Origin of the sequence: Parafrankia irregularis (genome assembly GCF_001536285.1) — a bacterium.
GTDB classification, from domain to species: domain Bacteria; phylum Actinomycetota; class Actinomycetes; order Frankiales; family Frankiaceae; genus Parafrankia; species Parafrankia irregularis.
Window position 1 is genome coordinate 117,877 of record NZ_FAOZ01000014.1, and the last position, 13,235, is coordinate 131,111.

Annotated in this window: 11 protein-coding genes; 1 reads left to right on the forward strand and 10 read right to left on the reverse strand. The window is 71.3% G+C overall.

Annotated elements, in window-relative coordinates; translation table 11 throughout:
- The first annotated feature begins 604 nt into the window (after positions 1-604).
- Positions 605-1,150 carry a flavoprotein gene (locus AWX74_RS21235; protein WP_091279705.1) on the forward strand — a complete coding sequence of 182 codons (546 nt, stop codon included), beginning with the start codon at positions 605-607 and terminating at the stop codon, positions 1,148-1,150.
- Positions 1,151-1,243: 93 nt separating this feature from the next.
- Here AWX74_RS21235 and AWX74_RS21240 read toward each other — a convergent pair whose 3' ends face one another.
- The 10 genes from AWX74_RS21240 to purE all read right to left on the reverse strand — a co-directional run bounded on the left by AWX74_RS21240 (position 1,244) and on the right by purE (position 13,228).
- Complete coding sequence (locus tag AWX74_RS21240; RefSeq protein WP_091279708.1) at positions 1,244-2,200, reverse strand: SGNH/GDSL hydrolase family protein; 957 nt, start codon at positions 2,198-2,200, stop codon at positions 1,244-1,246.
- 172 nt (positions 2,201-2,372) lie between these two features.
- The gene (locus AWX74_RS21245; RefSeq protein ID WP_091279711.1) at positions 2,373-3,134 is read right to left on the reverse strand and encodes a type III pantothenate kinase; all 762 of its coding nucleotides are present in this window, start codon (positions 3,132-3,134) and stop codon (positions 2,373-2,375) included.
- Positions 3,134-4,051 carry a carboxylating nicotinate-nucleotide diphosphorylase gene (gene nadC, locus AWX74_RS21250; RefSeq protein WP_091279869.1) on the reverse strand — a complete coding sequence of 306 codons (918 nt, stop codon included), beginning with the start codon at positions 4,049-4,051 and terminating at the stop codon, positions 3,134-3,136. Before nadC ends, AWX74_RS21245 begins: the two co-directional genes overlap by 1 nt.
- A 56-nt stretch (positions 4,052-4,107) precedes the next feature.
- Positions 4,108-5,919 (reverse strand): L-aspartate oxidase, encoded by a 1,812-nt coding sequence (locus tag AWX74_RS21255; protein ID WP_091279714.1) that lies wholly within the window; start codon positions 5,917-5,919, stop codon positions 4,108-4,110.
- Positions 5,920-5,923: 4 nt separating this feature from the next.
- A complete protein-coding gene (gene panD, locus AWX74_RS21260) occupies positions 5,924-6,412 on the reverse strand; it encodes an aspartate 1-decarboxylase (protein ID WP_091279717.1) in 489 nt (162 codons plus the stop codon).
- Positions 6,413-6,415: 3 nt separating this feature from the next.
- Entirely contained in the window at positions 6,416-7,561 is a 1,146-nt protein-coding gene (panC, locus tag AWX74_RS21265) for a pantoate--beta-alanine ligase (protein WP_091279720.1), read from the reverse strand.
- A 367-nt stretch (positions 7,562-7,928) separates the two neighbouring features.
- On the reverse strand, positions 7,929-10,277 hold the full coding sequence (locus AWX74_RS21270; RefSeq protein ID WP_091279722.1) for an MMPL family transporter: 2,349 nt from the start codon (positions 10,275-10,277) through the stop codon (positions 7,929-7,931).
- Positions 10,278-10,416: 139 nt separating this feature from the next.
- Positions 10,417-11,328, reverse strand: coding sequence for a phosphoribosylaminoimidazolesuccinocarboxamide synthase (locus AWX74_RS21275; protein WP_091279725.1), 912 nt, complete (start codon positions 11,326-11,328; stop codon positions 10,417-10,419).
- A 47-nt stretch (positions 11,329-11,375) separates the two neighbouring features.
- Positions 11,376-12,683 (reverse strand): adenylosuccinate lyase, encoded by a 1,308-nt coding sequence (purB, locus tag AWX74_RS21280; protein ID WP_091279729.1) that lies wholly within the window; start codon positions 12,681-12,683, stop codon positions 11,376-11,378.
- A complete protein-coding gene (gene purE, locus AWX74_RS21285; protein WP_091279732.1) occupies positions 12,680-13,228 on the reverse strand; it encodes a 5-(carboxyamino)imidazole ribonucleotide mutase in 549 nt (182 codons plus the stop codon). The genes purB and purE overlap by 4 nt, the downstream gene beginning before the upstream one ends.
- Positions 13,229-13,235 lie beyond the last annotated feature (7 nt).

Sequence of the window (13,235 nt, forward strand, 5' to 3'; positions counted from 1 at the left end):
ACTTCTTCCCGTGAAGGAGCCGTCGCGATCCAGTTTGTCGAGTTCTGGCTGGCGTCGGCGGGACCCGCTGTCGCGCCGGCGTCACGGTCCGGCCCACTCCGGTATCCGAGGTATCCGATGCGGCGGAGAAGTGGGGGATTCCGGTCGCTCTCGGAGCGTGTGGCAGGCTGGCGCCAGCCAAGATCGATCGTCGACCCGCTCAAGGGTGACCAGGATCCTCGGATCTTCGGACTTTCCGGTGGAGATCCTGGGTTCAGTGGCGCTGGTGGTGCGGTCCGCGCCCGCGTGGCCCCAAGTTGGGGATTTGGCGGGATGCGGACACTACCCGCTGTCTCCTGACGACCGTGAGAAGTCGGAGGAGTTTGCGGGTGGGAAGATCATGGGATTTTGGTCGTTCCGACGACCAAAATCCCATGATCTTGTCCGGTAGCAACACCAGACGTGGTGGCGGCGCGGTCCGAGGTCGCGGCCCAAGGGGCAGAGGAGCCGCGTGCACCCCGTGAGTACGCCTCGGGATCGCGCTGAGCGAGATCAACAACTGAGGGGTGGATCGGCCGCGGATTTCGGCCCCCGTCCTGGTCGCTGACAGTCCAGACTTGGATCCATGACGTCACCGCAGCGTGTGCTCTACCACGTCGTCTGCGCGGCACCGCCCGCGCTCGCCGCCGCCGACTTCGTGGCGCAGGCCCAGCAGGGCGGCTGGGACGTGTGCGTCGTGACGACGTCGCGTGCCGCGGTATGGCTCGACCTGCCGGCGCTGGCCGCGGTCAGCGGGCATCCCGTCCGGACCGACTACAAGCTCCCGGGGCAGCCGGACGTGCTTCCACCACCGACCGCCTTCGCCGTCGTCCCGGCGACCTTCAACACGATCAACAAGTGGGCGGCGGGAATCGCGGACACGCTCGTCCTGGGTCTGCTGACCGAGGCTCTGGGGCTCGGCCTGCCGGCCGTCGTCGCGCCGTGCCTCACCGCCGCGCAGGCGGCCCACCCCGCCTATGCGACGTCCTGCCAGACGCTGCGTTCCGCCGGTGTGCGGCTGCTGGACCGCTGGACGCCGCAGGACGCTGACCGGGTCTCGGGCGGCTGGGATGGCGCGGACAGCCAGCGGGCGCTGCAGGAGCTCGAACGACACCCGCACCTGGTGCGTTGACGTCGCCGCTGGTCTGCCAGCTGCTGTTCGGCCAATGGCTGGACAGTCGGCGGCGGTCCGATCAAGCCGCGGTCCGATCGGCCGACTGATCGGTCAGCGTTTGTCGACCAGGGCGTCGTGGATCGTCCGGGCCATCGCTTCCTGGCCCGCCTGGGTGGGGTGAGCGCTCAGGTCTCGGTCCGCGCTGAGAAGGCCCACCCGGTTGACCCACGAGTCCTTGGTGCACATCTCGTGGTCGCGCAGGGATCTGCTGGTGGCGACGAACTCGACGCCGGCATCCTTGGCGGCCCGACGAATCGTCCGATTGAGGGTGTTGTTCAGGCTGACGAGCTGCCTGCGCTCGCTGCTGTCGAGCCAACGGCAGGTGTTGTTCCGCTGGGATCGAGGGAAGATGTCGGGATATCCGACGACGACGATCCGCGAGTTCGGCGCCGCCGCCTTCACTTCCTTGTAGGTGGTGACGAGAATTCCCGGAAGCTCGTCCTGCAGGTAGTCCCGCCGCCGCCGGTCGTTACCGTCCCAGAAGCACTTCCAGAGCACACAGCTCATGATGACCCGGCCGAATCCGGCGTCATTGCCGCCGATCGTGATCGTCACCACGTCCGGGGCCTTCGGCAGCGCCCGCAACTGGTCGAGCTGCGAGGGGTTGCCCCGTCGGGACGTGGTGAGTTCCTTCGTCGTCGCACCACCGCAGGCGGCATGCAGCACGGTGGTGATCGGCGGATCGAGGGTGGCGAGCAGCCGCGGCCACGCGCCGGTGCTACGGCGGCAGCTGCCCGCGTCGGCCAGGAACGGCGGCGAACCCTCGCCGGAGGAATAGGAATCGCCGAGCGCGGCGATCGTGAGCGCGCCCGTCGCGGTGGGCTGCGCGCCGGCCGTCGCAGCCGGCGCCGCCGTGAGGAAAATCAGTGTGCTTGACGCGAGGAATGCGGCCCAGGTGAACGGCGAACGCCGGACGAACGGGCCGGTCGGGAGAGATCGGGACGACCCGGACGCACGTTGCCTGCGTGGACCAGGGATTCGTGAGACCGCCCACGTTCTGCGCCGCATGGAGAGAGGCTAACCCGCGCCCGTGACCGGCGGAGGAATTCCGACCCGCTGCGCGCCCGACACGCCGGAGAACCGACCGCCACTGCCGCCGGCGATGCATAAGCGCATCGCGGTGAAAGCGTGAACCACTCGGATCTCCGGTCACCGGACCGCGCGGTGAGACGGCGCGGCGTCAGCGTGTCTCCGCATTCTTCTCGAAGACAAGCCTAAGGCCGATCAGGGTCAGATGCGGCTCATGGTTGTCGAGAGTTTCGCTCTCCTTGAGCACCAGCGAGGCGAGCCCACCGGTGGCGATCGCGGTCGCCGGGGCGCCCAGCTCGGCGCGGATGCGCCGGACCAGCGCGTCGACCTGCCCGGCCGCCCCGTAGATCATGCCCGACTGGAGTGCCTCGACCGTGCTCTTACCGATCACCGAACGGGGCGTCGTGAGCTCGACCTTGCGGAGCTGGGCGGCCCGCGAGGCGAGTGAGTCCAGGGCGATCTCGATGCCGGGCGCGAGCGCGCCACCCAGGAACTCGCCGCGTTCCGAAACGACGTCGAGGTTGGTGGACGTCCCGAAGTCGACCACGATCGCCGGTCCGCCGTAGAGGTGGTGCGCGGCCAGTGTGTTCATGATCCGGTCGGCCCCCGCCTCCTTCGGGTTGTCGATGAGGATCGGTACCCCGGTGCGGGTGCCCGGCTCGACCACCACGGTCGGGATGCCCCGGTAGGTGCGGCTCACCATCCGGCGGATCTCGCGCAGCGCCGCCGGGACCGTCGAGCACACGGAGACACCGTCGATCTTGTGGCTGCCGAGCAGGCCGGTATAGAGGAGCCCCATCTCGTCCGCGGTGGCATGGGGATCGGTGCGGATCCGCCAGGAGTTGGCGAGCTGGGCGCCGTCGAACACGCCCAGGACGGTGTTGGTGTTACCAACGTCGATCGTCAGCAGCATCAGCCGGCCACCGCAAGGTCGAAGCCAAGGTCGAGAGCGGGCGCCGAGTGGGTGAGACCTCCGACGGCCAGGTAGTTGACGCCGGTCGCGGCGACCGCGGCGGCGACGTCCAGGGTCAGCCCGCCACTCGCCTCCAGCAGGACGCCCGCCGGCCGGGCGATGGCCACCGACGCACGAAGATCGTCCAGTGACATGTTGTCGCAGAGGATCAGGTCGGCCCCGGCGCCCACCGCCTCGGCCACCTGCTCCACGGTGTCGCACTCCACCTCGACGGCCAGGTGCGGGAAGCGGGCGCGCACGGCCGCGAAGGCCGCCGCCACCCCGCCGGCCGCGATCACATGGTTGTCCTTGACCAGCGCGGCGTCGGTCAGCGACATCCGGTGGTTGCTGCCGCCGCCGCAGCGCACCGCGTACTTCTCCAACGCCCGCAGGCCCGGGAGCGTCTTGCGGGTGTCCCGCACGACCGCGCCCGTGCCGGCGACCGCGTCCACCCATCGCCGGGTCGCCGTGGCCACGCCGGAGAGATGGCAGAGCAGGTTCAGCGCTGTTCGCTCGGCGGTGAGAAGACCACGCACCGGCCCACTGACCCGCAGCACCGCCGTGCCCGGGGCCACCCGGTCACCGTCGGCGATCACCGGTGTCACTGTGACGGCGGGACCGAGAAGGAACTCGAACACCGCGGCGGCGACCGGCACCCCCGCGACCACGCCGTCGGCGCGGGACACCACCGAGCCATGGCTCGTCAGCGCCGCATTCACGGTCGCGGCCGAGGTGGCGTCCTCGCCGTCGGGCCCTGGAAGGTCCTCGTTCAGCGCTCGACGGATCACGTCGAAGACCACAGACTCGGCCAGCCCGGTGGATCTCAGAGCAGTCAGGACAGGCACCGAGATCTGAGCGGCTGTCGTCTCGGTCGTCATCTCGGCTGTGTTCCTGGTCGTCGTCGACGGCTCCGCCGGCGCGACGTGGGTGGGGCTCATGCCGACCGGAGCCGGGACGAAGCGGCAGCAGCGGCGGAGTCCGATGTCGGTCGGCTCTGCCGGGCCCACGGTGAGACAGACGTGGCCGAGCCGGCTTCGGCTGGCCGCGGCGGTGCCTCGTACGTCAAGATCAGCTCCCCTTCCGGGTCCAGCCTGGTCAGCACGTGTCCGCTCCAGTGCTCGTCATCGCGGTCGGCGAAATCCTCCCGCCAGTGGCAGCCCCGGGTCTCGGTGCGCATCTGGGCCGCGGCGACCAGCGCGGTCGCCACCATCCGCAGGTTGGTCATCTCCCAGGCCGCCGGGCCGGCGGTGACCGTGGCCCCGCTGACCCGAAGATCGCCAAGGCCGGCCAGCATCTTTCCGGTCGCCCGCAGGCTCTCGGCGCTGCGCAACACGCCCGCGCCATCCGTCATGGCCCGGGTCAGGTCGCCGCGTTCGGTCGGGTCCGTCAGACCGCGGCCACGAGCGCCCGCCGGGACCCCGATCACCGCGGCGGCACCGTCGAGCGGTGAAGCGGACGGATCCGGGGATCCGTCCCAGCTCGATGTGTCCTGTTCCGAGATGTGCTGGGCGATGCGCGCGGCGAAGACCAGGCCCTCCAGCAGGCTGTTCGACGCCAGCCGGTTGGCGCCGTGCACCCCGGTGCAGGCGACCTCCCCGCAGGCGTACAGCCCGGGAACGCTGGTCCGCCCCCACAGGTCGGTGCGGACCCCGCCGCTGGCGAAATGCGCCGTCGGTGCGACCGGGATCGGTGCGGTCACCGGGTCGACCCCGGCCTCCCGGCAGCGCGCGGTGATCGTGGGGAAACGGCGCAGCAGGGTCTGGGCCCCCAGGTGACGGGCGTCCAGGTAGAGGTGATCCACCCCCTGCTCCGCCATCACCCGCGACATCTGCTTGGCGACGACGTCTCGGGGCGCGAGGTCGGCCAGCGGATGGACGTCGCGCATCACCCGCCGGCCGGCGGCGTCCACCAGCAGCGCGCCCTCGCCGCGCAGCGCCTCGCTGACCAGCGGCTGCTGACCGGCCTCGGGGGAGGGCAGCCAGAGCGCGGTCGGATGGAACTGGACGAACTCCAGGTCGGTCACGACCGCGCCGGCCCGCAGGGCGAGCGCGACGCCGTCACCGGTCGAGACCGCCGGGTTGGTCGTCGACGCGAAGATCTGCCCCATTCCGCCGGTGGCCAGCACGATCGCCCGGGCTGTCACGGCGCCGACGCCATCCTGGCTGCCCGCCCCGAGGACGTGCAGCGTCGCACCGACCGCCCGGCCCGCCTGATCCATCAGCAGGTCCAGGACGAGGGCGTTCTCCAGCACCTCGACGGCCGGGTCGGCGCGCACCGCGGCGATCAGTGCCCGCTCGACCTCCAGCCCGGTGGCGTCGCCGCCGGCATGTGCGATCCGGTCGCGCAGGTGCCCGCCTTCGCGGGTGAGCGAGAAGTCGCCGCCGGCGTCCCGGTCGAACCGGGCACCGAGGGCCGCGAGCTCGCGTACCCGGGCCGGGCCTTCGGTGACCAGGACCTCGACCGCCGCCGGGTCGCACAGGCCGACGCCGGCGACGAGGGTGTCGCGCAGGTGCTCGGCAGGGGAGTCCTCGGCACTCAGGGCCGCGGCGATCCCGCCCTGTGCCCAGCGGGTCGAACCGGCGTCCAGCAGGGCCTTGGTGACGAGGAGGACCCGGCGGTCCGGGCTGGCTGCCCGGGTGCGCAGCACCGTGGTGAGACCCGCGATACCGGATCCGATGACCACGACGTCCGCGTCCCGGCTCCAGCCCGGACGCGGTGCGCCGAGTCGGTGTGGGAGAACTGGCACCGGGCTACGCCCTCCCCTGCCCGGCGCCCACGATGTCACCGGAGCCCAGGACGCCACCGGCGGCCAGAACGTCGCCGGCGGCCAGGACATCGCCGCGCAGGCTGGACGGGTCGCCGGGGAGTGCCTCCGCCGGGTCGCCGCCGCGGCCGATGATGCGGTTCTGCGCGTCGAGGAAGAGGACCTTGGGGGTGTATCGCCGCGCCTCGGCGTCGTCCATGATCCCGTACGAGATGATGATGACGAGATCGCCGGGATGCACCAGGCGGGCCGCCGCGCCGTTGATCCCGATGACACCGCTGCCCGCCGGGCCGGTGATCGCGTAGGTCTCCAGGCGTGCGCCGTTGTTGATGTCGACGATCGTCACCTGCTCGCCGGGAAGCAGGTCGGCGGCTTCCATCAGGTCGGCGTCGATCGTGACGGAGCCGACGTAGTGCAGGTCGGCCTGCGTCACCGTCGCCCGGTGGATCTTGGAGGTGAGCATGGTTCGAAACACCGGTCAGACCCCCTGGTAACCGTTGCCGTCGGGTGCGTAGGCCGCGGCCGGCTGCCGGCCGGCGGACTGCCGCGCGGATCGTGCGGCCGGGTCGGCCAGCACGAGGTCGATGTTGTCGATCAGCCGGGTGGTCCCGACCCGGGCCGCGACCAGCAGCAGTGCAGGTCCGGTGGAGACCGGCCCGAGGTCGGACCGGCTGGCAAGGGTCAGGTAGTCGACGTCCACACCGGGCTCGCAGGCGAGCTCCGCCCGGGCCGCGGTGAGCACGGCGTCGGCGCCTTCGGTGGCCCGGGCGGCGCCGGCGGCCAGTGCTCGGGAGAGAGCCAGCGCGCTGCGCCGCTGGGCGGCGTCGAGGTAGGCGTTGCGGCTCGAAAGAGCGAGCCCGTCGGTGTCACGCACCGTCGGCACGCCGACGATCTCCAGCGGGAACGCCAGGTCGTCGACCATGCGGCGGATGCAGACCAGTTGCTGGGCGTCCTTGCGGCCGAAGAACGCCACATCCGGCCGGACAAGGTGGAACATGGTCCCCACCAGGGTAAGCATTCCGTCGAAGTGGCCCGGCCGGGACGCTCCCTCCAGGACGTCGCCCAGCGGCCCGGCACTCAGGGTGACCAGCGGAGCCGGGTCGTGCACCACGCTCGGCGCGTAGACGATGTCGGCCCCCTCGCTGGCGCAGACGTCCAGGTCGGCGGCGAAGGTGCGGGGATAGCGGTCGAGGTCCTCGCCGGACCCGAACTGCAACGGATTGACGAAGATCGTGACCACGACCTGGTCGGTACGCCGCCGGGCCTCCCTGATCAGGGCGGCGTGACCGCGGTGCAGCGCACCCATGGTCATGACGACACCGCGGACACCTCGGGCGGGTGCCGCCTCCCGCGCCTTCCCCGACTGGGGAGTGGAGGCTGCGGGGGCCTGGCCCGCCGGGGCCGGGTCCGTGGGGGTGTGGTCGGGGGGTGTCTGGTCCGCGGATGCCGCGGCGGTCTGCTCCCTGCGGACGACCGGCCGGGCCAGTGCCGCAGCGAGCTCGGCGCGGGTGCGGACGACGATGGGCCGGGCGGTGCCACGTGATGCGGCCGGTGCCGGGCTCGCGGTGCCGGCTGGTGCCGGGCGCGGGGTGATGGGCATCTGAGCAGGCATGAGTACAGGCATTCGGATTCGTTCCAGTCCTCGGGTGGGGTACCGGACGTCGCGGACACTGTAGCTCGCCCGCAACGTCCCCTGAACCCCTCTGTGACCTGGCTGTCTTTCCGTATCGCCCGATTAGGGGGCAGTAACGGACTCCCCGCCGCCCGGGGAGATCTCGGGCGGCGGCTCGATGTCCGTGATCGGCGAGCGGGCGGGTGCGGCCTTCGCGCTGCTGCCAGACAAGATCTGAGGATCCTGGTCGTGGGAACGACGAAAACCCTCAGATCTTGCGGACTCGAAAGTCCCTGAAGCTCGTCCGCTGTGTCCGTCCTGCCCGCCGGCCGGCCCCGCTGCGCCGCCCGGCCGGATGGGCCTGCCTGGCCTGAAGGGCCTACTCGCCGGTCACGGTGCCCCGCGCAGGAGTGACGAGGGTGGCGTCCGGGCTCGTCGACGGCCTCGGCACGGACACCCCGGCCGCGGTGACCGCCGGGCGGCGCCAGGCACGTTCGCCGATCAGCGTGAGGACGGCAGGCATGAGGATCACTCGGATCACCGTCGCGTCGAGCAGGATCGCGGCGCCCAGACCGACCCCGAGCTGCTTCATGCTCACCTGTGAAAGCGTCGCGAACACGCTGAACACGGCGACCATGATCACGGCGGCGCTGGTGACCACACCGGCGCTGCTCCGGACGCCCGCCAGCACCGCCTCGCGCATCGGAAGCCCGGCGCTGTATGCCTCCCGGACCCGGCTGAGCACGAAGACCTGGTAGTCCATCGACAGTCCGAACAGGATCACGAACAGCATCAGGGGCAGCCAGTTCGTGATGGTGCCGGTGGAGGTGTAGCCGAGCAGGCCGTCCGCCCAGTGGTGCTGGAACACGACCACGAGCAGGCCGTATGCCGAGGCGACCGAGAGCAGGTTCAGAGCCACGGCCGCCGCGGCGACGAGCGCGCTGCGGAAGGCCGCCAGCAGCAGCAGAAACGCCAGGACGAGGACGAAGCCGATCACCAGCGGGGTCCGCCCGTTGAGCTGCCGGTTGAAGTCGACCGAACCCGCGGTTCGGCCGGTGACGTCGGCGGATGTCCCGTGGACGGCGCCGACGGTCGTCGGGATCACCGTGTCACGCAGCGTGGCCAACGCTCGCTGGGACTCGTCGTCGGTACCGCTTCCGGCGATCGGGATGGCGATCTTCGCCACCCGGCCGTCGCCACTGATCTCGGTCGTGATCGGCTCGTACATCACCCCGGTGGCGACGGCCTCGCGCCTGAGCCCGGTGACGGCCGCGGCCACCTCGGCCGAGCGCACGTCGTCGGCGGAGACGACCACCACCGCGGCACTCTGCTCGCCGGGGAAGGCCGCCTCGACCCGGTCGTAGGACTGGATGATCGGCAGGTCGTCGGGGAGGTCGTCGATGCCGGGCTCGCTGGTCCGCAGCCCGAACGCCGGCAGGGCGAGCAGAACCAGCAGCCCACCGGTGACGACGGCGACCGGGCCGGGATGGCGCAGCAGGCGCCCCATGATCCCGAGTCGCGCGGTCCCGGTCCCGGTGTTGGCGCTGGTGTTGGCGGCGGCGTGCGCCGGGGTGCGGCCGGTGACCCGGCGGCGCCCCGGCAGCCGCAGCAGCTCGACCCGGTCACCCAGCCAGGACAGCACCGCGGGCAGGACGGTCAGCGAGCCGAGGACCGCGATCAGGACCACGATCACCGTGCCGCCGGCGACCCCGCTGAAGACGTCCAGACCTGTGATCAGGAGGCCCGCCATGGACACGGCGACGGTCAGCCCGGAGACCAGGACCGCGTGCCCCGATGTGTCCGCGGCGATCTCCAGCGCCTGCCGCGGGCTGTGCCCGGCGGCCCGCTCGGCCCGCTCGCGCCGGATGTAGAACAGCGCGTAGTCGACACCCACGGCCAGGCCGATGAGCAGCATGACCGACGTCGCGGTCTCGTCTGTCGGCAGCAGCCTGCTGCTGAACGCGACCACGCCCAGTGCCGCGACGAAGGCGGTCAGCGCGAGCACGACCGGGATCAGCGCGGCGACCACGGCACCGAAGACCGCGAGCAGAATGCCCAGAGTCAACGGAATCGCGAGCAGCTCGGCCCGCTTGAAGTCCTTGCCGACGGTGTCTCCGAGTGCCTTTTCGGCACTGGCTTCGCCGACCTCCTCGACACGCAGCCCTGGATGCGCCCGGGCAGCCGCGTCAACCGCGGCGAGCACCGGCTCGATTCGGTCGGTGGCGGTCTCGGCGTCGCCGACGATCTCGAACGTCACCAGAACCGAGCGCCGATCGGGGGAGACGAGGCCGAGGTCGGCCTCGGTCTCGACCTGCGGCAGCGTGACCGGCGCCCGCAGGTTCGTCACCTCGCCGGTGGCGAGGACCCGCTCGGCGACGTCACCGATCGCGGCACGGAGCTGCTGGTCGGCGAGGAGCGCCTGAGGGCTGCTCGCCGCGTCCGGCCGTTGGATCAGCACGTTCTCGCTGGCGGGGGTCGTGAAGCCGTGGTCCGCGAGGGTGCGCTGGGCGCGCGCGTCCTCGCCGACGCCGTAGTCGCTGTCGGTCAGCGTGTGGGTGCCGACCAGGGAGCCCAGCACCGTCAGAAGGACAACGCCGAGGAACCATCCCCCGATGGCCAGCCGCCGGTGCCGCACGCTCCACCTGGCCGCCCGGGCGGCCAGGTGGGTGGCATGCGTGGAACGGGTCGAATGGTGCGACGTCGATGTGATCGGAGGTCTCGTGCGCATGCGAGAACGATCTCGCTGAGCGAGCTTCCGGTCACTGCGGCGGACTACCGAATCCGACGTACGGAGCGCTGGCGGGCGCAGGGTGGGGCTGTCCCCCGGTCGACGCCCCGACAGCCCTCCCAGTCAGCGCTGTGCCAGCTCAGGCGGTGGAGAGATAGTCCTGGAAGGAGATTCCCGTCAGGCGCTCGTACGCCTCGACGTAGCGCGCCCGGGTCGACTCGACGATGTCGGCCGGGAGCTCCGGCGCCGGCGGGTTGCGGTCCCACCCGGTGTCGACCAGGTAGTTGCGGATGAACTGCTTGTCGTAGGACGGCTGCGCCCCGCCAGGCGTCCAGGCGTCGGCGGGCCAGAACCGGGACGAGTCGGGGGTGAGCACCTCGTCGGCGAGCCGCAGCACGCCGTCGGCGTCGTGGCCGAACTCGAACTTGGTGTCGGCGAGCAGGATCCCGCGCTCGGCGGCGAGGTCACTGGCCCGGCCGAAGATCTGGAGGGTGAGATGCTCCAGCTCGGCGGCCAGCTCCTTGCCGACCCGGCCGGCGGCGTCGTCTCGGCTGATGTTCTCGTCGTGCTCGCCGATGGGCGCCTTCGTCGACGGAGTGTAGATCGTCGTGGGCAGCTTGCTGCCGTCCTCCAGCCCGGGCGGGAGCGGATGACCGCTGACCGCGCCGGTGCGGCGGTAGTCCTTCAGCCCGCTGCCGGTCAGGTAGCCGCGGGCGACGCATTCGATCATGACCATGTCCAGCCGCCGGCACAGCATCGAACGGCCGCGGAGCTGCTCCTTGTAGGGCGCGAGCTCTGCGGGGTACTCGTCCACGCTCGAGCTGATCACATGACTCGGCACCAGGTCACTCAGCTGGTCGAACCACCACAGCGAAAGCCCGGTGAGGACGGCCCCCTTGTCGGGGATCTCGGTGGGCAGCACGACGTCGAAAGCCGAGATGCGATCGCTCGCGACGAGCAGCACCGCGTCGTCTCCGACGGCGAACAGCTCACGCACCTTTCCTGAGCCCAGGTGCGTGAGCCCGGCGAACTCCTCATGTGTCAGCGGCATGGTCTGACCGTACCGTCCGGCCGCGGGCCGGGAGTCCGTGCTGGTGCTCAGACCAGCGCGGCGAGCCGGTCGAAGACGGGGCCGAGTCGTTCGACGTAGCGTTCCGGCCGGCTGACCTGGTCGAGGCGGGCCTCGTCGAGGGGAAGCCCGCGGTCCGCCGCGTGCTTGCGCAGCGTCTCGCGGAAGGGCACACCCGTCTGCCAGGTCTCCATCGCGGCGGCCTGCGTGATGGCGTAGGAGTCCTCGCGGGACAGCCCTGTCTCGACGAGTTCCAGCAGCACCGCCGAGGTGTAGACGAGGCCGCCGGTGGCGTCGAGGTTCGCCCGCATCCGCGCCCGGTCGACGACGAGGCCGTCGACGAGCCGGGTGGTCAGGTGCAGCAGGTAGTCCACGCCGCAGGCCGCGTCCGGCAGGGCGATGCGCTCGGTCGACGAGTGTGAGATGTCCCGCTCATGCCACAGCGGGACACCCTCCAGCACGGGCACGTACTGGGCCCGCACGATCCGGGCGAGCCCCGCGATGCGCTCGGACATGATCGGGTTCTTCTTGTGCGGCATCGCGGACGAGCCCTTCTGGCCCGACCCGAACGGCTCCGACAGCTCACGGACCTCCGTGCGCTGGCCGTGCCGCACCTCCAGCGCGACCGCCTCGCACACCGTCGCGAGGGCGGCGAGCGCGGCCACCCAGGACGCGATCCCGTCCCGCAGGACGACCTGCGTCGCGACCGGCGCCGGGGTCAGCCCCAGCTTGTCCGCGACGTAGCTCTCCACATCGGTGTCGATGTTGGAGTAGGTGCCGACCGCGCCGGAGATCTTCGCGACGCCGACGTCCGCCCGCGCCGCGCGCAGCCGGTCACGGCACCGCGCCATGCCGAACGCCAGATCGGCGACCCGGTGGCCGAACACCGTGGGCTCGCCGTGGATGCCGTGGGTACGCCCGACCCGCAGCGTCTCCCGGTGCGCCAGACCAAGGTCGCGCAGGGAGGCGACGAGCCGGTCGGCTCGCGCCAACAGCAGGTCGGTGGCCTCGACGAGCTGGCAGGCGAGCGCGGTGTCGAGCAGGTCCGACGAGGTCATCCCGAAATGCACGTAGGCCGCGGCGGAACGTGGCTCGGTGTTGTCCGCCCAGGCGGTGAGAAAGGCGATCACGTCGTGCTGGGTGACCGCCTCGACCTCCGCGACGGCCTCGGGTGTCGGCGCGGGCGCGGCGCGCACCGGGTCCACCGAGTCGGCGGGGATGCGCCCGGCGGCGGCGTGGGCCTCCATGACGAGGACCTCGACCTTGCACCACAGCTCGTACTTGTTGGCCTCGGACCACACCCGGCCCATGTCGGGCAGCGTGTAACGACCGATCATGCGCGCGCCGCCGCGACGTCGGCGAGGGAGTCGGCCGCCGCCTGCTCGAACTCGTCCTTGAACGTCGCCAGCTTCAGCCCCAGGTCAGGGTCGCCGAGCGCGAGGATCTGGATCGCCAGGATCGCCGCGTTCGTCGAGTTGTTGAGCCCCACCGTCGCCACCGGCACTCCGGGCGGCATCTGCGCGATGGCCAGCATCGAGTCCATCCCGTCCAGCGCGCCGCCGGAGATCGGGACGCCGATCACGGGCAGTGTCGTCATCGAGGCGACCGCACCGGGCAGCGCCGCGGCGAGCCCGGCGCCCGCGATCACGATGGAGATCCCCCGCTCGCGCAGCTGCCCGACCCACTCGGCCAGGGTGCGCGGCGCACGGTGCGCGGAGAGCGAGACCTCCTCGTAGGTGACGCCGAAACGCTCCAGCGTTGCACCGGCCTTGCTCATGGTCTGGGTGTCCGACGGAGAGCCGTAGACGATCGCCACCCGCGGCCCAGCCGAGCTGCTACTCGATCCGTTGCTCTGCGACGACTTGCCCTGAGACACGCTCACTCCTCTG

Excerpts from the sequence above, each read along its gene's own strand:
- AWX74_RS21235 (WP_091279705.1), top strand. The coding sequence starts at position 605 with ATGACGTCACCGCAGCGTGTGCTCTACCACGTCGTCTGCGCGGCACCG.
- AWX74_RS21240 (WP_091279708.1), bottom strand. The coding sequence starts at position 2,200 with ATGCGGCGCAGAACGTGGGCGGTCTCACGAATCCCTGGTCCACGCAGG.
- AWX74_RS21245 (WP_091279711.1), bottom strand. The coding sequence starts at position 3,134 with ATGCTGCTGACGATCGACGTTGGTAACACCAACACCGTCCTGGGCGTG.
- nadC (WP_091279869.1), bottom strand. The coding sequence starts at position 4,051 with ATGACGACCGAGACGACAGCCGCTCAGATCTCGGTGCCTGTCCTGACT.
- panC (WP_091279720.1), bottom strand. The coding sequence starts at position 7,561 with ATGCCTGTACTCATGCCTGCTCAGATGCCCATCACCCCGCGCCCGGCA.
- AWX74_RS21270 (WP_091279722.1), bottom strand. The coding sequence starts at position 10,277 with ATGCGCACGAGACCTCCGATCACATCGACGTCGCACCATTCGACCCGT.
- AWX74_RS21275 (WP_091279725.1), bottom strand. The coding sequence starts at position 11,328 with ATGCCGCTGACACATGAGGAGTTCGCCGGGCTCACGCACCTGGGCTCA.
- purB (WP_091279729.1), bottom strand. The coding sequence starts at position 12,683 with ATGATCGGTCGTTACACGCTGCCCGACATGGGCCGGGTGTGGTCCGAG.